19 protein-coding genes and 1 other RNA gene are annotated in these 18,481 nt (G+C 38.0%); 17 read left to right on the plus strand and 3 right to left on the minus strand.

Features of this window, described 5'->3' with window-relative positions:
• The 6 genes from dnaA to FA584_RS00030 all read left to right on the plus strand — a co-directional run bounded on the left by dnaA (position 1) and on the right by FA584_RS00030 (position 7,989).
• A complete protein-coding gene (gene dnaA, locus FA584_RS00005) occupies positions 1-1,326 on the plus strand; it encodes a chromosomal replication initiator protein DnaA (protein ID WP_167749883.1) in 1,326 nt (441 codons plus the stop codon).
• Between the two features lie 155 nt (positions 1,327-1,481).
• On the plus strand, positions 1,482-2,549 hold the full coding sequence (gene dnaN / locus FA584_RS00010; RefSeq protein WP_167749884.1) for a DNA polymerase III subunit beta: 1,068 nt from the start codon (positions 1,482-1,484) through the stop codon (positions 2,547-2,549).
• 115 nt (positions 2,550-2,664) lie between these two features.
• Positions 2,665-4,977 carry a DNA topoisomerase (ATP-hydrolyzing) subunit B gene (gyrB, locus tag FA584_RS00015; RefSeq protein WP_096045405.1) on the plus strand — a complete coding sequence of 771 codons (2,313 nt, stop codon included), beginning with the start codon at positions 2,665-2,667 and terminating at the stop codon, positions 4,975-4,977.
• Positions 4,977-6,392, plus strand: coding sequence for a bifunctional diguanylate cyclase/phosphodiesterase (locus tag FA584_RS00020; protein ID WP_167749885.1), 1,416 nt, complete (start codon positions 4,977-4,979; stop codon positions 6,390-6,392). The genes gyrB and FA584_RS00020 overlap by 1 nt, the downstream gene beginning before the upstream one ends.
• Entirely contained in the window at positions 6,389-6,784 is a 396-nt protein-coding gene (gene queF, locus FA584_RS00025; protein ID WP_096045407.1) for a preQ(1) synthase, read from the plus strand. The genes FA584_RS00020 and queF overlap by 4 nt, the downstream gene beginning before the upstream one ends.
• On the plus strand, positions 6,778-7,989 hold the full coding sequence (locus FA584_RS00030; RefSeq protein WP_096045408.1) for an HD domain-containing protein: 1,212 nt from the start codon (positions 6,778-6,780) through the stop codon (positions 7,987-7,989). Before queF ends, FA584_RS00030 begins: the two co-directional genes overlap by 7 nt.
• 19 nt (positions 7,990-8,008) lie before the next feature.
• Here the strand turns inward: FA584_RS00030 and ffs are convergent.
• Positions 8,009-8,106: signal recognition particle sRNA small type (gene ffs / locus FA584_RS00035), an RNA gene on the minus strand.
• Positions 8,107-8,157: 51 nt separating this feature from the next.
• Between ffs and FA584_RS00040 the strand changes: the two genes are divergently transcribed.
• Together FA584_RS00040 and mutY are read left to right on the plus strand one after the other, a co-directional pair.
• The gene (locus FA584_RS00040; RefSeq protein WP_167749886.1) at positions 8,158-8,832 is read left to right on the plus strand and encodes a uracil-DNA glycosylase; all 675 of its coding nucleotides are present in this window, start codon (positions 8,158-8,160) and stop codon (positions 8,830-8,832) included.
• Complete coding sequence (gene mutY, locus FA584_RS00045; RefSeq protein ID WP_228448035.1) at positions 8,820-9,797, plus strand: A/G-specific adenine glycosylase; 978 nt, start codon at positions 8,820-8,822, stop codon at positions 9,795-9,797. The genes FA584_RS00040 and mutY overlap by 13 nt, the downstream gene beginning before the upstream one ends.
• On the opposite strand, the gene FA584_RS00050 is transcribed toward mutY, so the two are convergent.
• Positions 9,753-10,931 carry a multidrug effflux MFS transporter gene (locus FA584_RS00050; RefSeq protein WP_167749888.1) on the minus strand — a complete coding sequence of 393 codons (1,179 nt, stop codon included), beginning with the start codon at positions 10,929-10,931 and terminating at the stop codon, positions 9,753-9,755. The genes mutY and FA584_RS00050 overlap by 45 nt on opposite strands.
• Before the next feature lie 328 nt (positions 10,932-11,259).
• Here FA584_RS00050 and FA584_RS14635 point away from each other — a divergent pair, with 328 nt between their 5' ends.
• The 5 genes from FA584_RS14635 to ttdB are packed head-to-tail and all read left to right on the plus strand — an operon-like array spanning position 11,260 to position 14,210.
• Complete coding sequence (locus tag FA584_RS14635) at positions 11,260-12,015, plus strand: DASS family sodium-coupled anion symporter (RefSeq protein ID WP_256431204.1); 756 nt, start codon at positions 11,260-11,262, stop codon at positions 12,013-12,015.
• The gene (locus FA584_RS14640) at positions 11,912-12,283 is read left to right on the plus strand and encodes an anion permease (RefSeq protein ID WP_256431205.1); all 372 of its coding nucleotides are present in this window, start codon (positions 11,912-11,914) and stop codon (positions 12,281-12,283) included. Before FA584_RS14635 ends, FA584_RS14640 begins: the two co-directional genes overlap by 104 nt.
• On the plus strand, positions 12,249-12,671 hold the full coding sequence (locus tag FA584_RS14645; RefSeq protein WP_256431206.1) for an anion permease: 423 nt from the start codon (positions 12,249-12,251) through the stop codon (positions 12,669-12,671). Before FA584_RS14640 ends, FA584_RS14645 begins: the two co-directional genes overlap by 35 nt.
• 28 nt (positions 12,672-12,699) lie before the next feature.
• Positions 12,700-13,599, plus strand: coding sequence for a L(+)-tartrate dehydratase subunit alpha (gene ttdA, locus FA584_RS00060; protein WP_167749889.1), 900 nt, complete (start codon positions 12,700-12,702; stop codon positions 13,597-13,599).
• Positions 13,593-14,210: a L(+)-tartrate dehydratase subunit beta gene (gene ttdB / locus FA584_RS00065; protein ID WP_210394423.1), complete on the plus strand. Its 618-nt coding sequence runs from the start codon at positions 13,593-13,595 to the stop codon at positions 14,208-14,210. The genes ttdA and ttdB overlap by 7 nt, the downstream gene beginning before the upstream one ends.
• A gap of 32 nt (positions 14,211-14,242) precedes the next feature.
• Here the strand turns inward: ttdB and FA584_RS00070 are convergent, their stop codons facing one another.
• A complete protein-coding gene (locus FA584_RS00070; protein WP_096045414.1) occupies positions 14,243-14,893 on the minus strand; it encodes a GntR family transcriptional regulator in 651 nt (216 codons plus the stop codon).
• 235 nt (positions 14,894-15,128) lie between these two features.
• Between FA584_RS00070 and FA584_RS00075 the strand changes: the two genes are divergently transcribed.
• From FA584_RS00075 to FA584_RS14955, 4 genes are all read left to right on the plus strand, one after another.
• Positions 15,129-16,379: a 3-isopropylmalate dehydratase large subunit gene (locus tag FA584_RS00075; RefSeq protein ID WP_167749890.1), complete on the plus strand. Its 1,251-nt coding sequence runs from the start codon at positions 15,129-15,131 to the stop codon at positions 16,377-16,379.
• Between the two features lie 10 nt (positions 16,380-16,389).
• Complete coding sequence (locus FA584_RS00080) at positions 16,390-16,899, plus strand: 3-isopropylmalate dehydratase small subunit (protein WP_167749891.1); 510 nt, start codon at positions 16,390-16,392, stop codon at positions 16,897-16,899.
• 127 nt (positions 16,900-17,026) lie between these two features.
• Positions 17,027-17,701, plus strand: coding sequence for a hypothetical protein (locus FA584_RS00085; RefSeq protein WP_167749892.1), 675 nt, complete (start codon positions 17,027-17,029; stop codon positions 17,699-17,701).
• A gap of 9 nt (positions 17,702-17,710) precedes the next feature.
• On the plus strand, positions 17,711-18,340 hold the full coding sequence (locus FA584_RS14955) for a tetratricopeptide repeat protein (protein WP_167749893.1): 630 nt from the start codon (positions 17,711-17,713) through the stop codon (positions 18,338-18,340).
• The last annotated feature ends 141 nt before the right edge of the window (positions 18,341-18,481 follow it).

Raw genomic sequence — 18,481 nt, forward strand, 5'->3', positions numbered from 1 at the left:
TTGTTAGCAGATACCGTCATAGAACTTTTAAAAGGAGAAATCGCTTCTTTAGAATATGATCGCTATATTAAACAACTAAAATTCCATGAAAAGGCCTCTAATTCGGATCAAATGGTCTTTCTTGCCCCTAATATTTTGATTGCTAATTGGGTTAGAACCAAATATGCCGATAAAATTGCCCATCTCTTTGAACTCAAAACAGGTAAAAAGCCTGAAATCAAAATTGTTCTTAAAGAACATCTTAAAACAACGAAAGTAAAAACAACCCCTATCGAAATAATCGATGCCATTAAAAATACTAAAAACACCATTTTAAATCCATCCTACACCTTTGATAGCTTTGTGGTAGGAAGTTCAAACCAATATGCTTATACGGCTGCTAAATCCATTGCTGAAAAACCAGGTGTGATGTACAATCCTGTTTTTATTTATGGACCTACAGGACTTGGTAAAACACACCTTATTCATGCTATTGGTAATTATGCTCAAGCAAAAGGTAAAATTGTCATTTACGCTACGATTGAACAGTTCATGAATGACTTTACCTACAATCTTCGAAACCAATCCATGGACAGATTTCGTGAAAAATACCGTAATTGCGATGTTTTACTTATTGATGATACCCAATTTTTATCCAACAAAATTCAAACACAAGAAGAGTTTTTTCACACCTTTAATGAACTCCATTCTGCGGGTAAGCAGATTGTCTTAACGTCTGATAAACCACCTAAAATGATTAATGGCTTAGAAGATCGTTTAAAAAGCCGTTTTGAATGGGGTTTGATTGCCGATATTGGCTTACCAGAATTAGAAACCAAAATTGCCATTATCAAAAAGAAGTGTGAACTAGATGGTATTAATCTTAACAGTGATATTGTCAATTACATTGCAGCCAACATGGGCGATAATATTCGTGAAATTGAAAGTGCTATTATTAACCTCAATGCCTATGCATCACTGATGCGTCAAGAAATTACCCTTGATTTTGCAAAAAATGTTATGCGCGAACAGATTAAAGAACGTCGTGAAAATATTAGCCTTGAAGATATTATTCAAATTATTGCAAAAGATCTCAATATTAAGCCTAGCGAAATTAAATCAACCAAACGTAGTAAAAACATTGTAGAAGCTAGACGTATTGGTATCTATTTGGCACGGACACTCACACCAAACTCAATGCCATCTTTAGCAACCTATTTTGGAATGAAAGATCATACAGCGGTTTCACACAATATTAAAAAGATTAATGAACTGATTGAAACGAATGAGTCCTTCAAACTCAAAGTTGAAGATCTTAAAAATAAGATTTTAACAAAGCAGATATAAAAAGTTTTGATGGTAAACGTGACGAGATGTGAAAAACTCACACCAAATCTTTCACGCAAATAGTCCCTAGTTTGAGGTATAATGTGGATGTTTTCACAAATTCATCCCAATCTACTACTTCAGCTATTTTAAATTAAATAATAAAAGGAGAGTCTATGAAAGTTTCGATCAAAAAAAGTATTTTAGAAAACATGCTACTTAACATACAACCCTATTTAGAAAAAAAAGATTTAAGTCAAATCACATCACATGTTTTACTTATAGCTGAAGAAACTCAATTTACACTAAAAGCAACTGATTATGAAATCGGTCTTAGTTACCATACTCCTGAAATAAAAATTAGTGTTGCAGGTAATGCAACCGCTAATGGTAAAAAACTTTTGGATATCATCAAAGGTTTAAAAGATGACGAAGTTATTTTAGAAACAATCAATGATTACCTCTACATCAAACAGAATAGCTCCAAATTTAAACTTCCAATGCTAAGCCCTAGTGATTTTCCTCCTTTCCCTGAAATTGATTCTAAACCTAAATTTGACATCAATAGCAATACCCTTGTTCGCTCTATCAAAAAGATAGCTCCTGCTATTGATAGTAATAATCCTAAATTTGAGCTCAACGGATCATTAATTGATATTAAAGACAATAGCATCAGTTTAGTTGCAACCGATACGAAACGTCTTGCCATTATGAAAATCGAACAACCAACAGAACATGATTTTTCATTGATTATTCCTAAAAAAGCTATCGGTGAAATTCAAAAACTTTTTTTTGATAATATTGAAATTTTTTATGATGAAAATACACTCATTGCAAGTTCAGCCCATTTTACATTTTTTACAAAACTCATCAACGGAAAATTTCCTGATTATCAACGCATTATTCCAAAAAATAAAAACTATCGAATTTTACTTAACCGTGAATCTATGGTGGAATCTATTAAACAAATTTCTATTATTTCCCCTGAAATTAAAATCACTTTTAAACCTGATAAAATTGTCTTTGAAAGTTTAAATGATGATAACATTGAAGCAAAAACAGAAATTGATTTTAAAACAGGACTTGAGAGTGATATTTACCTTGCAGTTAACAGTCGTTATATTTTAGATTTTTTATCTAATATCGAAAATAGTAACTTTACCCTAGGTTTCAATGATAGTGGCCTTCCATTCACTTTAGAAAGTGATAATTTTACGACCATTGTTATGCCAATTATGATTTAAAAAATTAAGCACACAGTGCGTGAGCTTACGCTTTTGTAAACTCAGCGCTAGCGTAGCTTTTAGAGCTTTGCTTTAAAAGCGTATCAAAGAATTAAAAATAGGAAGTGGAGAAAATATGAGTACTTACGGTGCAGACAATATTAAAGTTTTAAAAGGCCTTGAAGCAGTACGAAAGCGTCCAGGTATGTATATTGGTGATACCAACATTAATGGTCTTCATCACCTTATTTATGAAGTGGTTGATAACTCTATTGATGAAGCAATGGCAGGCTATTGTGATCTGATTAAAGTGGAACTTACACGTGAAGGTTCATGTATCGTTATTGATAATGGTCGTGGTATTCCCGTTGGTTGGCATGAGGGTGAAAATATGTCAGCGGCGACGGTTGTTTTAACCGTACTTCATGCAGGTGGAAAGTTTGATAAAGATACCTATAAAGTGAGTGGAGGTTTGCACGGTGTTGGTGTTTCGGTTGTAAATGCTCTCTCATCTAAACTTATCGCTACGATTAAACGTGAAGGAAATGAGCATCGTCAAGAATTTGCATGTGGTATTCCTCAAACACCATTAGGTGTGGTTAAAACAACCAATCGTACGGGTACAATGATTGAGTTTTGGCCTGATGGTACTATTTTTGAAACAACAGAATTTCAATTTGAAATTTTGGCAACACGTTTCCGAGAGCTTGCTTATCTTAACCCAAAAATTCGAATTGAACTTAAAGATCAAAGAGATGGACGTGCTGAAGTGTACCACTTTGAAGGTGGTATTAAACAGTTTGTAATGGATCTCAATAAAAAAGAAAAAGTAGCAGAAGCTGTTCATTATACTGCTAGCATTGATGATGTTGAAGTTGATGTTGCGATGATGTATAACTCAACCTACAGTGAAATTTTCTACTCTTTTGTTAATAACATTAAAACCATTGATGGTGGAACCCATGAGAGCGGTTTTAGAGCAGGACTGACACGTGCTATTACCAACTATATCTCTTTAAATGCAGGAGCACGTGAAAAAGATGCCAAAATAACGGGTGATGATGTTCGCGAGGGTTTGATTGCTATTGTCAGTGTTAAAGTACCTGAACCTCAATTTGAGGGTCAAACCAAAGGAAAATTGGGTAGTTCTTACGTTAAACCTATTGTTCAAAAATTGGTCTATGAACAACTGGTTAAATATTTTGAAGAAAACCCTATTGAAGCCAAAGCGATTATGAACAAAGCGCTTGCAGCGGCACGTGGTCGTGAAGCGGCTAAAAACGCACGTGATCTAACACGAAGAAAAGATGCTATGAGCATTGGCACACTTCCTGGAAAATTGGCAGATTGTCAAAGTAAAGATCCAAGTATTTGTGAACTTTATCTTGTAGAGGGCGATAGTGCGGGTGGTTCAGCTAAACAAGGACGTGATAGAGTTTTTCAAGCCATTTTGCCACTTAAAGGTAAAATTCTTAACGTTGAAAAAAGCCGTTTAGACAAAATTTTAAAATCCGATGAAATTAAAAATATGATTACAGCCTTAGGATGCGGTATTGGCGATGAATTTAATGAAGAGAAACTTCGTTATCACAAGCTTATCATTATGACCGATGCGGATGTCGATGGTAGCCATATTCAAACCCTTCTTTTAACATTCCTTTTCCGCTTTTTGCGCCCTATTGTGGATAATGGTTATGTCTATTTAGCTCAACCACCACTTTACCGTTATAAAAAAGGTAAAAAAGAGATTTATCTCAAAGATGATCATGAAATGAATGCCTTTTTAATTGAATCAGGTATGGATAGTATTGCGATTGAAGGTGTTGGAACTCCTGATTTAGTGGATTACTTTAAAATTATCTCTGCATATCGAGGTATTTTAAAAGAGCTTGAAAAACGTTTTGCTATGATCGAAGTAATTCGTTATTTGATTGAAAATCCAGATTTGATTGTACTTCCTACGGAAGGATTATTTGTTGAAATTCAAAAATTTATTACAAACCTTGGTTACAATATTTTAAATCATTACATCAATGATGAAGGAATTCATCTCTTTATTCAAACCAAAGATGGTTTAGAAGAACTTCTTTTAGATGAAACGTTCTATACCAATCCTCTTTATGAAGAAGCACGTTACATTTACACAAAAATACAAGAACGTGACTTTGATGTGTTTGACGGTAAAGATCCTGTTGAAGTGTTAGATGAAATTGAAAAAAGTGCTAAAAAAGGTGCTTATATCCAACGCTACAAAGGTCTTGGTGAAATGAATCCTGAACAACTTTGGGAAACAACCATGAATCCTGAAAACAGACGCCTTTTACAAGTTAAGGTTGAAGATGCAGAAGCAGCCAGTGACACCTTTACCCTCTTTATGGGTGATGAAGTTGAACCTCGCCGACAGTACATTCAAGATCATGCCAAAGATGTAAAACACTTGGACGTTTAATGCTCTATTCTGAGATTAAGGAGAGAGAAAATCGATTTATTACAGCTCTTAAAATCGCTTTTCCTTTTCTTCTTCTCATCGGCATTTTTTTTCACGCATTTCAACTTTTTCCTTATACTTCAGTCAATTTTATTCTTCTTATTTTGCTAATTCCCATTTATGTTTATTATACGGTCTATTTGATTTATCATGGATTTCAAACAACGTTGATTGATCCTACGACTAAAACATTTACCAGAATGGAAATAATGACTAAAATCGAAAACATAAAAGATCGAGAGAATACGACAATCATCTTTTTACATGTAAATAATTTTAGTGATATTAATGAGCGTTATGGTATCCATAATGGAGATATTCTGCTCTTTCATTTTATACAAAAATTAGAGTTTTTTTTACGAGAACATCATTTTAAAAATGTTTCCATTGGGCGCTATAGCAATGATAGTTTTTTGTTTTACATTAAAAATCCAAGTAAAGAACTTCGTCATCTTTTAACTATTTTTACGAAGAGTGTTCAAAATGTAGGAATTTCGAATATCGAAATAAAAGTTGATTTTTCACTTTTAAGTGCTGCCTATGACAGTGATACAAAAAATATCATAGAACATCTTTTAATGCTCATAGAAGAACAAAAAAAGAGTGAAGAAATAATGCCAAATATCAAGCTCAATCAATTTCAAATGATTATAGATGAAGCAATTAAATACCATCAACTTTTTTTTAAATATCAACCCTCTTTAAGCCTTGAAACTGAAAAAATCGAAATAGTAGAAGTCTTAACTCGTATGGAATCTCAAACCTATGGATTGCTTTCCAAACAACAGATTCAGCGTATTGTTAACCACACAGGGTATGAAAAAATATTTGATGAAAAAGTTTTTGAACTTCTAGTGGAGGAAATTTTACCTTTACTGGAAAAAGAAGTTCTTTTGAGTGTTGAAATTTCACCTGTAACACTACGAAATCTCAGTTTTAAGCACTATCTTATAACACTTTTTGAAAAAAAGAATATTGCACCAAATCGCTTTATTCTTGAATTTACAGAAAAAAAGAGTTATGAAAATATGCACCGGTTTAGAGAAATTATAGAGAGTTATCAAGAAGTCGGGTTTAAAATAGCCCTAGGTAATTTTGGGGGTAATAACTGTAGTTTTGAGTATCTTAAACATTTACCCATTGATTTAGTGAAGTTTGACATTGAATTTACTAAAAAAATAGATGATTCCAAATACCAACAACTTCTTTTACATTATGTAGAACTCATCCAAACACTTCATATACAAAGTATGGTAAAATTTGTCGATAAAGAGGCATATTTTCAAAAGATGAAAGAGATAAAACCTGATTATATACAAGGGTTTTGTATTTCAAAGCCTAAAAATTTAGAACAAATAATAGGAGACATTTTATGAAATACGGTGAACAAATTATTAAAGAATTTGATGTTGAAAAAGACTTAGAAATTTGGCCTAATCAACATAAAAAAAATTATGTGATTAAGCTTACATTGCCAGAGTTTTGTTGTTTGTGCCCACGCAGTGGTTATCCCGATTTTGCAACCATTTACATTGACTATACTCCTGATGAACTTGTTGTTGAGCTCAAAGCAATCAAGCTTTACATTAACAGTTTTATGAACCGAAACATTAGCCATGAAAATAGTGCTAATGAAATTTATGATTTACTAGACCGTAAACTCAAGCCAAAATGGCTCAAAGTTGTTGCTGATTTTAATCCTAGAGGTAATGTTCATACGGTCATTGAAATCGATTCAAAACAAGTACGAAATGAGAGTTCATGTTAAGTCCAAAACTCATTGAGCAGTTTTTTGGGGCTGCATCGATTCAGCGTTGGAATGATTATCCACGCATGGTTGAACTCGTGGAACTTGATAAACAAGCGCATAAATTTATCATAGCTTATTTGATTGCAAAAATGGAACCCAAAGAGAGCATTAATATGCGCTCTTTAATTGAAGCGGGCATTTTTGAATTTTTGCGTCGCGTGGTTGTCACCGATATTCGCCCCGATGTTTTTCGCAAAGCACTTCAAAAAAAAGAGAAAGAGATCAATACTTGGGTTTTAGAACAGCTCTATGACTCACTCAGCGATATTGAAGAGGGTGCTTTTTACGAGCGTTTTAAAACCTATCTAAATGATAGTTCCATGTATAAAAAAGAGCGTTTTATCCTTAAAGCCGCTTCGTATATGGCAACGCGTTGGGAATTTTCCATTGTCTATCAAACCAGCCAATTTTTAAACAATATTGACCGTGTGAAAGAGGCAGTTGAAGAGGAAATCGAAGATTATTATGAACTTATAAGTGTTCGTAAAATGGCAATGAATAAAAAAATCTCTAAAATTGTTGATTTAAGCGGACGACTTCGTTTTCAAAAACGTTGGGCACAAACGCCTCGTATTCCTGAAACTTCTGTATTGGGGCATATGCTGATTGTTGCCATTTTGGGCTATTTTTACTCCCTCTCTGCCAAAGCGTGTGATGGGCGTCTGGTCAATAACTTCTTTTGTGCTCTTTTTCATGATTTTCCTGAAGCGCTCACCCGTGACATCATCTCTCCCGTTAAATATTCTGTCAGTGGATTGGATGATATTATCAGTGAGTTTGAAATTAAGATGATTGAAGAAGAGATATTGCCTTACCTTCCAGAGGGGCTCACTAAAGAGTTTAAATACCTTCTTGGACTTTACGGGGACAATCAAAAAGATGAATTTATGAACCGCATCAATGAGCATGAAATCAAAATGGTTGAAGATGTTTCAGCCTACAATGAGGAAAAATACAATGCCATTGATGGAAAAGCACTTAAAAATTGCGATAATTTAGCTGCATTTATTGAAGCGACACTTTCTATTTCGCATGGTGTTAGATCCAAAGAACTGATACAAGGCAAAGAGCATATTCGCGGTAAATTGAAAGAAAAAGGAAAAATAGGAAATGTTGATTTTTATGAATTAGCATTGGAAATTGAAACGTATTTGGGAGTTTAGAAAAAAGGTATAAAAAAACCCTCTCCCAGATGACTGCGGCACACACCTAAAAAAAGCGCTCTGCTGTGTTCCCACCCTGAAGCGTTACTCTTAAAAGACATTGCACAGGTCTAGAAGAAGGCGAAGCGTATTTTACCCAAAAATTCTTAAAATATACAGAGGATAGTCATGGTAGACCCAAAAATTGAAGAGAGTTGGAAAAATGTTTTACGTGAAGAGTTTCAAAAGCCCTATTTTGAAGCTTTAAAAAGCTTTTTAGTGGAAGAAAAAAAACACTATACTGTTTATCCTAGTGGTGCAAACATCTTTGCAGCATTTGATAACACACCCTTTGAAAGCGTTGAAGTGGTCATTTTAGGACAAGATCCTTATCATGGAGCGAGTCAGGCACACGGGCTCTCTTTCTCCGTACAAGACGGCATCCAGCATCCGCCATCCCTTCAAAATATTTTTAAAGAGCTTAAAGATGATTTGGGTTGTACCATTCCTAAAAATGGTAATTTAACTGCGTGGGCAAAGCAAGGTGTCTTTTTACTCAACACCGTTTTAACCGTACGTGCTAGCGAAGCTAATTCACACCGAGGACAGGGTTGGGAAAACTTTACAGATGCTGTGATTAAGACGTTAAGCACTGAAAAAGAACATTTGGTATTTATTCTTTGGGGAAGTCCAGCAGGTGCAAAAGCGAGCCTCATTGATGGTAATAAACACCTGATTTTACGTGCTCCTCACCCTTCTCCTCTTTCCTCATACCGTGGATTTTTTGGTTCGAAGCCCTTTTCAAAAAGCAATGAATATCTTACATGTAACGGCAAAAAGCCGATTAATTGGTGCTTAGCTTGAGTGTAAAAGAGGCAATTTACGCGTGGTATCAAAAAAATGGTCGTCATGATCTTCCCTGGCGCCAAACCACTGATGCCTACAAAATTTATCTCAGTGAAATTATGCTGCAACAGACCCAAGTCAAGACAGTATTGGAACGTTTTTATTTTCCTTTTTTGGAGCGATTTCCGACCCTTCAAAGTGTGGCAGAGGCTCCGCTTGATGATGTTTTAAAAATGTGGGAAGGACTTGGCTACTACACTCGTGCTCGAAATCTTCACCATACTGCGCTTACATGTAACGGTATTTTGCCTAAAAATCCTGAAGAACTTGGTGGGCTGAAAGGCATTGGCAAAAGTACGGCACATGCAATTTGCTCGTTTGCGTATCATCAAGCACTCCCAATCTTGGATGCCAATGTGAAGCGCGTTTTGTGTCGTTATTTTGCACTTAATGTCAAAGATGAAAAAGTGCTTTGGGAAAAGGCGTGGAAACTTTTACATGTAAAGCATCCCTATGAACATAACCAAGCAATGATGGACATTGGAGCACTCGTGTGTACGCCCAAAAATCCAAACTGTTTAGAGTGTCCACTAAACTTTACATGTAAAGGTAAAGATACGCCTGAAAACTATCCACAATCCCTTAAAAAAGCGAAAGTTCCTATCAAGCGACGTTTTGCCTTGGTTGCACTCAAAGAGGGCAAATTGGGGCTCATTCAACGCAAAGAAAGACTTCTTCATGGCCTTTGGGGATTTGTTCAAGTGGATGAGTGCCCAGAAAATGCAGAAATTTTAGGAAAAGTAACGCACACCTACAGCCATTTTAAGCTGGAGTTAGAAGTCGTGAAATGCGATTTACATGTAAAAGTTGATGATTATTTTACGCCAGAGCAAATTGCGACACTGGCTCTATCAACAGTTGATAAAAAGATTTTACAACTACCCGCCATGATGGGGAATGTAACCCCTGCTACCCCAAAGTAAAAGTGTCGCACCACACAAACTGACCACCATCATAACGCCCATGATAGGCAAGAGTGTACCATCGTGTAACGAGCTTGCAATAAAGCCCATGAGTGCTCCCACGCTGTACTGTAAAACACCAATAATGGCATTGGCTGAGGCACTAATACTAGGAAAAAATTCCAATGTTAATGAAACAGAATTTCCGAAAACAAACCCTAAAATACCAACATAGAGTCCTACTAAGGGAAAAATAACAAAGAGGCCTGCGTCACGTAATACGAATAACATAATACCGACAATGGCTTGTACGATAACTCCAAAACGTAAGAGTTGTAAGGGGTCTTTTCGCTTCACAACCCAAACATTAAGCCTTCCAAAGATCATCATCATTAAAACATTAATACCGAAAAAAAGTGAAAATCGGCTTGCGCTGACATGAAAATGCTCCATGTAAACGAATGAGGAAGAGGTAATAAAGGTATACATACCAGAGGTACAAAGTATTTGTGAAACAATGAAAACCATTGCAAGTTTGTGGCTTAAAACGGTTTTATAGTTTTGAATGGGGGTAATTTTAGTGCGTATTTGTTTTGTGGCAGGAAAGCGAAATAGATAAAAAATTAGGGCAAAAAGGGTGTAAAATCCAAGAATTAAAAAAATGGCTTCCCACTCAAAAAATTTAAGAACCAATGCGCCAAGCGTTGGTGCTAACAGTGGCGCCATGAGCATTACCATCGCAATTAATGAAAAAATACGTGCACTCTCTTTCCCATTAAACATGTCACGTACGGTGGCAGAGACATTGACAGTGGCAACACCTCCTCCAAAAGATTGAAGAGCTCGAAGAATCCAAAAAATTTCGATTTGATTGGTAATGGAGAGCAATAAACTGCTCATTCCAAAAACAATCAATCCTATCATAACCATAGGGCGTCTGCCATAAGCGTCGGAAATGGGCCCACCCAAAAGCTGTCCCATTGCCATACCAAAAAAGTAGAGGCTAAGGCTAAATTCAACATTGGGGATACTTGTGTGAAGGTCTGTTGCAATGGCTGGGAATGAAGGTAAATACATATCAATCGCCAAAGGAGTAATTGCCGATAAAGACGCAAGGACTAAGACGATTTGGCGCTCTGTAAGGGCTTTAGACATGCGTTTTTTTCTTTCGTGTAGATAGTTTTATAGAAATTATAGGGTAAAAGTTTAAATTTTATGTTAATAGATAAGAGAATATTTTGAAACGGTTAATATTATAATCCTTTTGATCACCATACATTAATAGTTTTTTAAGCGGACTCTATCTACAATCTTGTAATAAATGATATGTGATAAAGTATCACATATGTTGGAACAAACTTTTTTTGCTAACGGTAAGTGCCAGACATTGAACAATTAAGGTTGCCCACAATGATTTATTTTCTATTTTTAGATAATAAAGTCTTTGATTAATGTTAAAAATTTATCATATGGAGGTTTTGCAATGTCGAAACGGATCATTTCGATACTAGTTCCTGTCTTGGTTTTACTGATCGTTTGGTTTTCTCCTATTCCCTCAGGGCTTACTATTCAAGCGTGGCATTATATGGCAATCTTTTTAGCTGTGATTGTTGGACTTGTTATTGAGCCTGTTCCTGCCGCATTGGTAGGACTAATAGGTGTTTCACTAATGGCTTTAATAGGACTTGCGGGCAAAACACCCGCAGATAATGTCAAATGGGCACTTTCAGGGTTTTCCAATTCGACAATTTGGTTGATTTTCGCCGCATTTATGTTTGCAATGGGTTACCAAAAAACGGGTTTAGGAAAAAGAATATCGCTTATTATGATTCGCTACATGGGTAAAAGTTCACTCGGTCTTGGCTATGCGGTGGCGTTTGCCGACCTTGTGTTAGCACCCTTTATGCCTTCGAATACGGCGCGAGGAGGAGGAACCATTTTCCCTATTGCGATTAACATCCCCATTATTTTCAATTCAACACCTGAGCATGAACCTCGTAAAATGGGTGCATACATCACATGGATAGCGATGAGCGCAACCTGTGTGACAAGCTCCATGTTTCTAACGGCACTTGCCCCCAATCTTCTTGCCATTGATCTCATCGCAAAAGGTGCAAATATTTTCATAACATGGGGTGCGTGGGCAAAAATCATGGTACCTCTTATGTTTGCCACTTTTCCTTGTAACGCCACTTTTGGTTTATTGGATTTATCCACCTACTCAAAAACAGTCTCCTGAAGCGCCTGCATGGGCAAAAGATGAGTTAAAAAAGATGGGCGATATTTCGTTAAAAGAAATTTTGATGGGATCATTCGCATTTTTAGCGCTCATCCTTTGGATCTTTGGTAAAGAGCTCAATGTTGATGCAACAATAGCCGCGATTTCTATCACCGTGATGATGGTCTTAACGAATGTTGTCTCTTGGGATGATGTCATTGGTAATAAGCCTGCATGGAATATTTTAGTCTGGTTTGCAACACTCGTGGCATTGGCCTCAGGGGCTTAAAGATGTCGGTATTTTGGCATGGATGGGCAAAGGGACTGAAGTTTATCTCTCAGGACTAAGCCCCACAATGTTGATGATCTCAATGATAGTGCTCTTCTTTCTTTTGCACTACTTTTTTGCCAGTTTAACGGCGCACACGACAGCATTATTGCCTATTTTTATTGTGATTGCGTCAAAACTGATTGCTCCTGATCAGTTGATGACTTTTATGATTTTACTCACCAGTACGATTGGTTTGATGGGAATTATCACCCCTTATGGTACAGGACCTTCGCCTATTTGGTATGGCGCTGGTTATATTTCACAAGGAAAATGGTGGGCATTAGGCGCTATTTTTGCAACTATTTTCATGGCGGTACTTTTAGTCGGTGCTTTGATTTTTCTCTAAATATGATTTACATGTAAAGGATATAACGATGTTTGTACTCGATCAAAAAGAGATGATGACTCAAACGTTAGGAAAGTTTGTGGATTTAGTTTCCAAAGAGCTCCCTGATGATGTGATGGCAAAGCTTAAGGAACTCAGAGTTCAGGAAGAACAACCTTTGGCCAAAGCCATTTATGATGTGATGTTTGAAAATATGGATAAAGCGAAAAAGCTCAGTCGCCCGACCTGTCAAGATACGGGAGTCATTCAATATTTTGTCAGAACAGGTGCTAAATTTCCCTATTTGGGACAATTACGTGAGATCTTAAAAGAGGCTACGATTCTTGCGACTAAAAGTGCCCCGCTCAGACTCAATGCCGTTGAAGTTTTCGATGAAGTCAACACAGGAACCAATGTTGGTACGGATGTTCCTTACATTACGTGGGATATCGTTGATGACAGTACCAATGTTGAGATAGAAGTTTATCAAGCGGGTGGTGGATGTTCCCTCCCTGGTCGTTCCATTGTTTTACCTCCACTTGCGGGTTATGAAGGGGCGATGCAATTTGTTTTTGATACCGTTGTTAACTGGGGTATTAATGCGTGTCCTCCCCTCATTGTAGGCATCGGCATTGGAACCTGTTCTAATTCATCGGCACTACTTTCTAAAAAAGCGATGCTCCGCCCTGTCGGTACACATAATCCTCATCCTAAAGCGGCAGAAATGGAAAGGACGATTGAAAAAGGGCTCAATGACATAGGGCTAGGACCTCAAGGCATTTCGGGCAAAAACAGCGTCATGGCTGTTCATATTGAAGGTATGGCACATCATCCTTCCGTTCTTGGTGTTGGTGTAACCATAGGCTGTTGGGCAAATCGCCATGGCGTGATTCGTTTTGATGAACACATGAACTATGAAATTGTTTCGCACAAAGGAGCTACATTATGAAAAAAATTTTAACAACCCCCATTTCAGATGAAGCCATCAAATCACTCAAAGTCGGTGACATTGTTTATTTAAGTGGAACGCTTGTTACGTGTAGAGATGAAGGGCATAGACGCATTATTGCTGAGGGGATCATGCCCAAACTTCCGATGGATCGCATTGCTATTTTTCATGCAGGTCCGATTGTCAAAGATGTTGAAGGTGGCTGGGAGATGGTTTCCATTGGGCCAACCACCAGTATGCGCATGGAGCGTTACGAAAAAGAGTTTTTAGCCAAAACGGGTGTGAAACTTGTCATTGGAAAAGGCGGTATGGGAGCAAAAACGGCGGAAGGATGCAAAGAGAGCACAGCGGTTCATGCAGTATTCCCAGGAGGTTGTGGTGTGGTGGCTGCGGAACAAGTAGAAAAAATAGAAGGCAAAGAGTGGCCAGAATTTGGAATGCCTGAAGCGTTTTGGATCCTCAAAGTCAAAGAGTTTGGACCGTTGATTATTTCGATTGATGCGGAGGGAAATAACCTTTTTGAAGCCAATAAAGTAACATTTCATGAGCGAAAAGACGAAGCACTTGCGAAGACTTCAAAGCATATTGTTTCGATGATTGCAAAGAGTTAGAAAAAGTAAGGCGCGTATAGAGCGCCTTTTTGTTATTTAAAATTAGAAAGAGTGCTGTTCATGCTGTAGATGATATGTTGACGCATCGTTTCGCAAGCTCCAGCATAATCTTTTGCCGTTAGTTGCTCAACAATTTTGTTATGGTCTGCGAGTGAAATACCCGCATACTCTTGCGCCGTTACCAAGCGGTTCATGGAGAGACCATTCCAGAGTAGAGAGAGAAACGATTTGAGTTTTTCACTGTCAGCGGCTTCCCAGATGGTCATATGAAATGCCTGATTTGCGAGGTTGTAGGCTTCTGTATCGCCCGCTTGTTCGGCACGTTGACCTTGTTTGTTGACATTTTGGATCGCTTTGAGTGTTTCGTCATTCATGTGTTCACATGCTCTACGAAGTGCTTCTGTTTCAAGCAAGATGCGCATCTCGTAGTGGTCTTTAATAGCTTCTTCGGAGATGCCTTTTACGATGGCGCAACGGTTCTGACGAAGCTCTAAAAGTCCTTCATTCGCAAGGATTTGAAACGCTTCGCGCACGGGTGTACGAGACATTCCGACTTGTTCACCAACGCTATCCAGCGTGATAGACTGACCTTTGCTAATACCACCAGAAAGGATTGAAGAGCGTAGTATGGAGGCTACCTGTTCACGCGCGGGTAACATTTGTATTTTTTTAAGATTGATCATAGGATGCTCTTTAATAGACTGTTTTATTTAGTATAGCATGACAAGGCTATCTTTTCAAGAAAGTGGTTAATTTTACTGGTATCAAAGTGTTTGAAGATGTTACAAGTTTTCTTTACATGTAAAGGTTTGAAGAGTGATTAAAGTAAAGCGTTGCTTTTGTTTGGATGCAACAGTAAAATTGGAGAAAAAAGACGCGCTCACCTTTACATGTAAAGAAAAAAAGAAAGGATAAAGAATGCATGCGATTGAAAAGTTATTAGCCAAAAAAGCAGGCAAAGCGAGTGTTAAAACAGGTGAGATTATCAACTGTGAAGTTGATATGGCAGGTATCAACGATCTTTACCTGCAAACGCTTCGCTCTTTTTTTGAGATGGGTGGTACAAAGGTGTATGATCCCAGTCGGGTGATTATGTTTTTAGACCATTATGCCCCTGCTTCCACGATTACTCAGGCTGCAAATCAGAAGCAGTTTCGGGAGTTTTGTTGGGATCAAGGCATAGATCTTCTCATGGATATTGACCAAGGGGTGTGTCACCAAGTTTTAGCGGACAAAGGTTTGGCGTATCCGGGAGAAATTGTGGTTATTACGGACTCTCACACGACGACACATGGTGCGTTTGGAGCGTTTGGGACGGGCGTGGGAGCGACCGATTTGGCGATTATTTTAGCGACAGGAAAACTGTGGTTTAGGGTACCTGAAATTATTAAGATCAATTTTGAGGGGAAATTACCCAAAGGTGTCTATGCTAAAGATGCTATCTTGCACGCGATTGGCGCACTTGGAGCAGATTATGCCGTGTATAAAGCAGTTGAATTTGGTGGCTCTATGTTGGAGCATCTGAGCATCTCAGAGCGTATGGCACTGTGCAATATGAGTACGGAGATGGGCGCCAAAGCCAGCTACATACAGCCCGATGCGGTTACGATGGCATTTTTAAAAGAGAGAGTCACGCGCCCGTATGAGATTTACCATACCGACGCTGATTTTAAATATGCCGATGAAGTAAGCTTTGATGTACGTGAGCTCAAACCTCAACTTGCCGCACCTTCGAGTGTCGATAATGTCTATGATCTGAGCCAGTTTATCGGTCGCCACATCGATCAAGCCTATTTGGGCTCATGTACGGGTGGCAGGGCGGATGACATCGGCATTGCCGCGCATATTCTTCAAGGTAAAAAAGTGGCGCCGCGTACACGTTTTGTCATCGTTCCTGCCTCCAAAGGCGTGTTACTCGAAGCGATGGAAAAAGGGTATGTGAAAACATTGATTGAAGCGGGAGCGACCTTTGTCACACCTGGGTGTGCGGCATGTTTAGGAACGCATGAGGGGATGATCGCCTCAGGTGAGACCTGCATCACAACCACCAATCGCAATTTCCCAGGACGCATGGGCGATACGAAAGCGGAGATTTTTCTAGGTTCACCCGCAGCCGTTGCTGCAGCGGCTTTGATGGGCGAAATCGTCGATCCTACGCTTTACATGTAAAGGATAAAAGATGCAAAAATTATTGAGTGGCAATGCCTTCGTTTTTGGAAAAAATGTCGATACGGATCAGATTTATCCGGGACGTTTTGTGGAGTTCACCGATGTGGAAGATGTCGCTAAATACGCGATGTTTGGAGCTGACCCTGACTTTACCAAAAAAGTGAAAAAAGGCGATTTTATCGTTGCGGGTACCAATTTTGGCTGTGGCAGTAGTCGTGAACATGCCGCCATTACCCTTAAAGCGGTGGGTGTGGGTGCGATCATCGCAGAGTCTTTTGCGCGCATTTTTTACCGCAATGCGATTAATCTTGGTGTTCCTCTTTTGGTTTGTCCGAATATCTCAAAACTCATCCACATGAATGATGCTTTGAGTATTGATCTACAAAGTGGCACGATTCGCTCTGAAAAAGGCTTGATTGCAACCGCAGAACCTCTATCTGAATATGTGTTACACATCTTGGAAAGTGGTGGGATTAAGCCATTGATTAAAAACCAATTAGAGGCGCAAAAGCACGCTTGAAACGAAGGAGCAGGTTCTTCTGCTCCCTTTACATGTAAAGATTTGAAGATCTAACTTTTTTGGTTTTTAATGCTTTAAGTTAAGCCGTTATACAATGAAGAAAAGACGAGCTTAAAGGAGTCAGCTGATGCTAAAAGATATCATGACATGTTTAATCGTTTTATGCTTCCTTAGCGGATGCGGTGACACAAAAGAGAACGATAACAATCAAGTGATAGGTGAAAATAGCGTTGAAAAAATCTATCAAGATGCAATCAAAGAAACTATTTTAAAAACGACCAAAGATCCAAAGGCTTATCAAGCACTTTCATGGAAACTGTTGAAAAGCAGTGAGGCTGTGACGAAGCGCCTTGGTAAAAGAGCAGTTTTTATTGACCATGCGTATAAAGAGAAAAATATTTACGGTGGTGAGATTAAACGCGATAATATCTATTTTATCGGTGATTCTAAACCAAGCCTTATTATTGATTTTGATATGAAACTGGTGTTTGAGGAGTTTCTTGCCAGTCAAAGCATGCGCGATATTTTCTCCCAAACTGTTTGGAATTTAGAAACCCTACAATCAGAGTACCAAAAACGCTCAAACGACCTTGTTGCTAAAGAACATATCAAAGACTTTATGTATTCTATTCACCATTATAGCAAAGCCGATCAAGAATCCCTCATTCAAGCTATTACGAATGCCAATAACCCAATGTTTATTGCGAAAAATATGGCCATTTTTTTAACAATGCGATCGTTCCCTGAGCTGATGGAAGAGTTACTGTTTGATGAAATCACCTATAAAGGAAAATACAAATAAGGGGTTACCATGAAAAAATTTTTACACCTTTTATCTTTTTTAGCACTTTGTACATCTCTTTCGTATGCAGATGATCTCATGAATGGATTAAACGCATACGAGAAGAGCGACTACGATAGTGCAGTTACATTTTTTCAAAGTGGTTGTGATGCAGATAATGCCGAAGCGTGTTATAACCTTGGCAATATGTACGACTCAGGGCTTGGCGTTTACAAAGATGATGCAAAAGCTGTTTCACTCTTTACAAAGTCATGTGATGGCGGTTTTTCAGATGGTTGTTACAATCTTGGCATTATGTATGACACAGGAGAAGGTGTCGCCAAAGATGCCATCAAAGCGTTTACCCTTTTTTATAAATCGTGCGAAAGTGGTCATACGAGAGGCTGTTACAGCGTTGCACTGATGTACTACAAAGGGCAAGGTGTCCAAAAAGATTACAGTAAAGCTCTTTCATTGTTCCAAAAAACCTGTGATGAAGGCTACGAAAAGAGCTGTTATAATTTGGGTGTGATGTACCGCAATGGTGAAGGAGTAACCAAAAATTTGGATAAAGCACTCGAACTTTACAAACGTGCCTGTGAACAAAATCTCTCAATCGCATGCGATAAATATGGAAAACTTAGAAATGAGATGCAGTAAAAAGTAGGTAATGGCAGAGAGGAAGGGAAAATTTGCCATTCCTTACTATATCCACAAATCCCTATTTTTAGGGATTCTAAAAGCATTTTATTCCTTTTTTTCTTGAATTATAACATAAAAAAGTTGGACAAAAGTTGGACA

Origin of the sequence: Sulfurospirillum diekertiae (assembly GCF_011769985.2) — a bacterium.
GTDB classification, from domain to species: domain Bacteria; phylum Campylobacterota; class Campylobacteria; order Campylobacterales; family Sulfurospirillaceae; genus Sulfurospirillum; species Sulfurospirillum diekertiae.

Bases quoted from the DNA above. Each gene is read 5' to 3' on its own strand.
- dnaN (WP_167749884.1), top strand. From the start codon at position 1,482: ATGAAAGTTTCGATCAAAAAAAGTATTTTAGAAAACATGCTACTTAAC.
- gyrB (WP_096045405.1), top strand. From the start codon at position 2,665: ATGAGTACTTACGGTGCAGACAATATTAAAGTTTTAAAAGGCCTTGAA.
- FA584_RS00020 (WP_167749885.1), top strand. From the start codon at position 4,977: ATGCTCTATTCTGAGATTAAGGAGAGAGAAAATCGATTTATTACAGCT.
- queF (WP_096045407.1), top strand. From the start codon at position 6,389: ATGAAATACGGTGAACAAATTATTAAAGAATTTGATGTTGAAAAAGAC.
- FA584_RS00030 (WP_096045408.1), top strand. From the start codon at position 6,778: ATGTTAAGTCCAAAACTCATTGAGCAGTTTTTTGGGGCTGCATCGATT.
- FA584_RS00040 (WP_167749886.1), top strand. From the start codon at position 8,158: ATGGTAGACCCAAAAATTGAAGAGAGTTGGAAAAATGTTTTACGTGAA.
- FA584_RS00050 (WP_167749888.1), bottom strand. From the start codon at position 10,931: ATGTCTAAAGCCCTTACAGAGCGCCAAATCGTCTTAGTCCTTGCGTCT.
- FA584_RS14635 (WP_256431204.1), top strand. From the start codon at position 11,260: ATGTCGAAACGGATCATTTCGATACTAGTTCCTGTCTTGGTTTTACTG.
- ttdA (WP_167749889.1), top strand. From the start codon at position 12,700: ATGTTTGTACTCGATCAAAAAGAGATGATGACTCAAACGTTAGGAAAG.
- FA584_RS00070 (WP_096045414.1), bottom strand. From the start codon at position 14,893: ATGATCAATCTTAAAAAAATACAAATGTTACCCGCGCGTGAACAGGTA.
- FA584_RS00075 (WP_167749890.1), top strand. From the start codon at position 15,129: ATGCATGCGATTGAAAAGTTATTAGCCAAAAAAGCAGGCAAAGCGAGT.
- FA584_RS00080 (WP_167749891.1), top strand. From the start codon at position 16,390: ATGCAAAAATTATTGAGTGGCAATGCCTTCGTTTTTGGAAAAAATGTC.
- FA584_RS00085 (WP_167749892.1), top strand. From the start codon at position 17,027: ATGCTAAAAGATATCATGACATGTTTAATCGTTTTATGCTTCCTTAGC.
- FA584_RS14955 (WP_167749893.1), top strand. From the start codon at position 17,711: ATGAAAAAATTTTTACACCTTTTATCTTTTTTAGCACTTTGTACATCT.